The 5,472-nt window shown below is 62.8% G+C and carries 3 protein-coding genes; 2 read left to right on the top strand and 1 reads right to left on the bottom strand.

Annotated elements, in window-relative coordinates:
* Positions 1-171 precede the first annotated feature (171 nt).
* Positions 172-2,646: an FAD-dependent oxidoreductase gene (locus EN906_RS21435; protein WP_127266985.1), complete on the top strand. Its 2,475-nt coding sequence runs from the start codon at positions 172-174 to the stop codon at positions 2,644-2,646.
* Here the strand turns inward: EN906_RS21435 and EN906_RS21430 are convergent.
* Positions 2,643-3,512, bottom strand: coding sequence for a LysR substrate-binding domain-containing protein (locus EN906_RS21430; protein WP_127266992.1), 870 nt, complete (start codon positions 3,510-3,512; stop codon positions 2,643-2,645). The two genes, EN906_RS21435 and EN906_RS21430, sit on opposite strands and share 4 nt — an antisense overlap.
* A gap of 152 nt (positions 3,513-3,664) precedes the next feature.
* On the opposite strand from EN906_RS21430, the gene EN906_RS21425 reads away from it, so the two are divergent.
* The gene (locus EN906_RS21425) at positions 3,665-5,365 is read left to right on the top strand and encodes a Na/Pi cotransporter family protein (protein WP_127266986.1); all 1,701 of its coding nucleotides are present in this window, start codon (positions 3,665-3,667) and stop codon (positions 5,363-5,365) included.
* The last annotated feature ends 107 nt before the right edge of the window (positions 5,366-5,472 follow it).

Here is a 5,472-nt window from a genome sequence, read left to right as displayed (position 1 = left end):
CCGCCGGCGTGATCGTCGATGCGAAGCCGCAGGCCGACATCGCCGAAGCGCTTGCGCGCAAGGGGCCTGAGCTGATGGTTGCATCTTGATGTGATATTTTGTGGCATTTTGTGTTGATATTTGGAATTCGACTGCTATGATCCGGCTCGTGTCAAAACGGCAGGATCTCCCATGGCAAACCAATTTCCCACCCAGGCGCGCGTCGTCATCGTCGGCGGCGGTATCATCGGCTGCTCGGTCGCATATCACCTGACGAAGCTCGGCTGGACCGATGTTGTGCTGCTCGAACAGGGGCAACTCAGCGGTGGCACCACCTGGCACGCCGCAGGGCTTGTCGGCCAGTTGCGCAGTCACTCCAACATGACCAGCCTGATCAAATACTCCACGCAGCTCTATGGCGAGCTGGAAGCCGAGACCGGGCTTGCCACCGGCTGGAAGAATTGTGGCTCACTGTCGGTGGCGCGGACCGCCGACCGCATGACGGTGCTGAAGCGCACGGCCGCATCGGCACGCGCCCAGGGCGTCGACATCGACGTGATTTCGCCGAAGGAGGCGGCGGATCTATGGCCGGTCATGGCGACCGACGATCTGGTCGGCGCCGTCTGGCTGCCGGGCGACGGCAAGGCCAATCCGACCGATCTCACGCAATCGCTCGCCAAGGGTGCGCGCAATCGCGGCGCGAAAATTATCGAGCGGGTCAAGGTCACTGGTATCAGCCAGAGGAATGGTGTCGCCTGCGGTGTCGAGACGGATCGCGGCAACATTGCCGCCGAGATCGTCGTCAATTGCGCCGGCCAGTGGGCGCGCAAGGTCGGGCTGATGTGCGGTGTCTCGGTGCCGCTGCATTCGGCCGAGCACATGTACATCGTTACCGGCAGGATCGAGGGCGTGCATCCGGACCTGCCCGTGATGCGCGACCCCGACGGTTTTATCTACTTCAAGGAAGAGGTCGGCGGCCTGGTCATGGGCGGCTTTGAGCCGCACGCCAAGCCGTGGGGCATGAATGGCATTCCCGAAAATTTCGAGTTCGCGCTGTTGCCGGACGATTGGGATCAGTTCGAGATCCTGATGGAAAACGCGCTGGTCCGCGTACCGCAATTGGCGGAGGCCGAGGTCAAGAAATTCTACAACGGTCCCGAGAGCTTCACGCCGGACAACAATTTTCTCCTTGGCGAGGCGCCGGAGCTGAAGAATTTCTATGTCGGCGCCGGCTTCAATTCGATGGGCATCGCCAGCGCCGGCGGTGCGGGCAGGGCGCTGGCGGAATGGATCGTCAATGCCGCGCCGACCATGGATCTATGGCCGGTCGATATCAGGCGTTTCGCCCCCTTCAACAACAATCCGCGCTGGCTGCATGACCGTGTCAAGGAAACGCTCGGCCTGCACTACGCCATGCCGTGGCCGAACCGCGAACTGGATACCGCACGGCCGTTCCGCCGGTCGCCGCTCTACGACCGGCTCGCCGTCAAGGGCGCCTGCTTCGGTTCCAAAATGGGCTGGGAGCGCGCCAACTGGTTCGCGGCACCGGGAGAAAAAGCCGAAAACGACTATGCCTTCGGCCGTCAGAACTGGCACGAGGCGGTCAAGCGCGAGACGAAGGCGACACGCGAAGCCGTCGCCGTCTTCGACCAGACCTCTTTCGCCAAGCTCCTCGTGCAAGGCCACGATGCCTGCGCCGCGCTCAACTGGATCTGCGCCGGAAATATCGACGTACCGGTCGGTACGTCTGTTTATACGGGCGTGCTCAATGCACGTGGCGGCTATGAAAGCGATTTCACCGTGATGCGGCTTGGCGTGGAGAAATTCCTTATCGTCACCGGTTCGGCGCAAGCCATCCACGATGCCGACTGGATCGTCAAAAACATCCCGTCCAACGCGCATGCAATCTTGACCGATGTCACCTCGTCCTACGCGGTACTGGCATTGATGGGGCCGCGCTCGCGCGATCTGCTGGGCAAACTCTCCTCGGCCGATCTCTCCAACGCCGGCTTTCCCTTCGCCACCATCCGCGATATCGATATCGGCTATGCCACCGCCTATGCCAACCGCATGACCTATGTCGGCGAACTGGGCTGGGAACTGATCGTGCCGACCGAATTCGCCGTCGGCGTCTATGAGGCACTGCATGAGGCTGGCAGCGAGTTTGGCCTGATCGATGCCGGTTACTACGCGCTCGACGCCTTGCGTATCGAAAAGGGTTTTCGCGCCTGGGGTCGTGAGCTGACGCCAGATATCAATCCCTGGCAGGCTGGGCTTGGCTTCGCCGTCGCGATGGACAAGCCGGGTGACTTTATCGGCCGCGACGCGCTGGTTGAGACGAAGCCATCAGCACCGGCAAGACGCGTCGTGCTGTGCACGCTCGATGATGCCGAGCCGATGCTGTGGGGCGGCGAACTGATCCTGCGCGACGGCAAGCCGGTCGGCGAAGTCCGCTCGGCCGCCTACGGCCACACGCTTGGCCGCTCGGTGGCGCTCGGGCTGATCGAGAACGAGGCGGGCGTCGATGCTGCGTTTCTCACCGGTGGTCGTTTCGAGATCGACCTTGCCGGCGTTCGCCATGCCGCGACAGCACATCTGCGCAGCCCCTACGATCCGAAGTCGGAGCGGGTGAAGGCTGATGTGGTGGAGGTTCGCGCTGCCGCCTAATCCGCCGACATGGACCTTGCCATATCCAGGAACGCCCGCACCAGTTTGCCGCCGCTGCGTTCACGCAGGCAGATCAGCGCTTCGTCCATCAGGGTCTCGGGAGCATCGATGGTGATCGGCACCAGCCGCGAATCCTGGCCGAATTCGGCCGCCGAGACAAAGCCGATGCCGGCGCCCGATGCGACGATCTCGCGGACCGCTTCGCGGCCCTCGGCTTCGATCGCCGGCCTGAGTTCGATTTTCGAGGCGGCTGCGAGATCTTCGAGTTTCTGACGCGTCTTCGAACCGCGCTCGCGCATGACCAGCGATTCCTGCGCGAGTTGCTTGAGGGTGAGCGACTTTTTCGCGGCCAGCGGGTGGTCGATGGATGCAAACGCGATGATCGGCGTCGAGTTGAGTTTCAGCACCTCGAAATCGCGCCCTGTCGGCACCTCGCCCAGCACGCCGATGTCGGCATCGTAGCTGTAGAGGCTGCTGATCACCGTCTCGGTGTTGCCGGCGCGCACCGAAACCTGCACGCCGGGGTAGCGGGCCCGGAAGCTGCCGAGAATGTGAAGCAGATGATGTGCGGCATCGGCGACGATGCGTAGCGTGCCGGAACGCAGCGCGCGCGACTCCGTCAGCAACTCCAGCGCCTGTTGCTCGGTATCGAACATGCGGTGGGTTATCTCGAGCAGCTTTTGGCCCGAATGGGTCAGCGTGACCTGCTTCTTGTTGCGGTTGAACAACAGCACATCATACTCTTCCTCGAGCTTGCGCACCTGGTCCGAGATCGCCGGCTGGGTCAGGAAGAGCGCTTCGGCAGCGCGTGAAAAGCCACCGGAGATGGCCACCTGGTGAAAGGCCCGCAATTGGACGTAGCGCATCTTACGTGCCTCCGACATTTCTGAAATCGCCAACATCCTATCATAAGTACAGCTTGGGAAAAGATAGAAATGAACGATTTGACTTATGTTTAGGCAGCCATCAGCCTGAGTGTGGGTCGACGTCTCTGCCGGCCGTTGGCCGGGAGGTCGCTATGCAATTTTCCATCATCCTGCTGCACCTGGCGGGTGCCGTCATGCTGCTGCTCTGGGCCGTGCACATGGTGCGCACGGGCGTCGAGCGCGCCTGCGGCCCTGCCTTGCGCGATGCGCTGAGACAGGCGCGGGGTGCGCGGATCAGGTCGGCGGGCGTCGGCACCGTGCTTGCCGTGCTGCTGCAAAGCTCGACCGCAGTCGCCATCCTGGCGGCCGGGTTTGCCGTCAGCGGCATGGTTTCGGTGTCGGCGGGGCTGGCGATCCTGCTGGGCGCCGACCTCGGTTCCGCTCTGGTCGTCCAGGTGCTGTCGTTCGATCTGAGCTGGCTGGTGCCGGCGCTGATCCTGGTCGGCGGCGCCATGGCCCTGAAGTTCGAGGCGCGCGGCATCAAGCAGGGCGGACGCATCCTGATGGGCGTCGCCTTCGTTCTGTTGTCGCTGCATATGATCGGCGAGGCGACCGCACCCATGCGGCAGAGCACCTTGCTGCCACTGGTGATCTCCTACCTGCGCGCGGACTATTTCACCGCCTTCGCCGCTGCTGCCCTGTTCACATGGCTGATCCACTCCAGCGTAGCGGCGATCCTGCTGTTCGTCACGCTTGCCGCGCAAGGCGTCTTGCCGGTCGAGGTCGGCCTGTTCTTCATCCTCGGCGCCAATTGCGGTGGTGCGCTGATTGCGGTGTGGCTGACACGCGGCGATGCCGTCGAGGCGCGCCGTGTCCCGCTTGGCAATCTGATCTTTCGCGGCACGACGGCGCTCGCCGCCTTGTTTGCGCTTCAGGCCGTGACCTTCCCGGCGCATCTGTTCGGCGTAACCGAAGGCCGCCAACTGGTCAACCTGCACCTTGCCTTCAATCTGGTACTCGTCATCGGCTGCTTGCCGTTCACCGGCACGATGGAAAAGCTCGCCACCTTGCTGATCCCCGACAGGCCAGCGGCAAAGGCAGGGGAGGCTGGGGACCTGATGTCACGCCGCACCAGCGCGCTCGACCGCACCGTCATGCGCACACCCGGTCTCGCTCTGGCCAGTGCGACCCGCGAGTTGCTGCGCGTGGGCGAAGTCGTCGAGGTGATGCTGCGCCCGGTGATGGATTTCTTCGACGCCGGCACCGCCGACCAGATACGCCAAGCCCAAAAACTCGATGAGGAGGTCAACCGCGCCCACACCGAGATCAAGCTCTACATTGCCGAAGTCAATCGCGGCAGCATGAGCGCGGCCGAGGCGCAGCGCGGCATCGAGCTCACCGACTTCGCCATCAATCTCGAACGCGCCGGCGATATCGTCGCCAAGAACCTGCTCGTGCTCACCCAGGAGCTGCGTGACAAGAACCTGCGCTTTTCACGCGACGGCTGGAGCGAACTGGCCGGGCTTCACAACCGTGTCATGGCCAACATGCAGCTTGCGCTCAATGTGCTGGTGTCGAGCGATCTCGAGTCGGCGCGGCAACTCGTCGTCGAGAAGGAGCATATGCGCAGACTGGAACGCACGAGCCACGACCGTCACCTCAAGCGCCTGCAATCGGGAATGCCGCAGAGCATCGACACCAGCGACATCCATCTGGAGGCGGTGCGGGCACTGAAGGAAATCAACTCGCTGATGGCTTCTGTCGCCTATCCGCTGCTGACGCAGAGCGGTGATCTGCTCGAAAGCCGGCTGGCGAGAGGGGCAGCGGAAGGGAGGGCTCCTGCACTGGCCTGACGGGTGACATTCTCCGCTGGCGAGTGGCAATCTTTGCCATCGTTAGAATCGATACATCGATACAAAATAACGATTTTACAAATAGATCATTCAGGCCAAGAACTGTC

It is taken from the genome of Mesorhizobium sp. M7A.F.Ca.CA.004.06.1.1 (assembly GCF_003999135.1).
Lineage (GTDB): Bacteria > Pseudomonadota > Alphaproteobacteria > Rhizobiales > Rhizobiaceae > Mesorhizobium.
Note: the sequence above shows the minus strand (reverse complement) of the source record. Positions and strands in the feature narration are given on the sequence as shown.

Coding starts and splice junctions, on each gene's coding strand:
- EN906_RS21435 (WP_127266985.1), top strand. CDS start 172: ATGGCAAACCAATTTCCCACCCAGGCGCGCGTCGTCATCGTCGGCGGC.
- EN906_RS21430 (WP_127266992.1), bottom strand. CDS start 3,512: ATGCGCTACGTCCAATTGCGGGCCTTTCACCAGGTGGCCATCTCCGGT.
- EN906_RS21425 (WP_127266986.1), top strand. CDS start 3,665: ATGCAATTTTCCATCATCCTGCTGCACCTGGCGGGTGCCGTCATGCTG.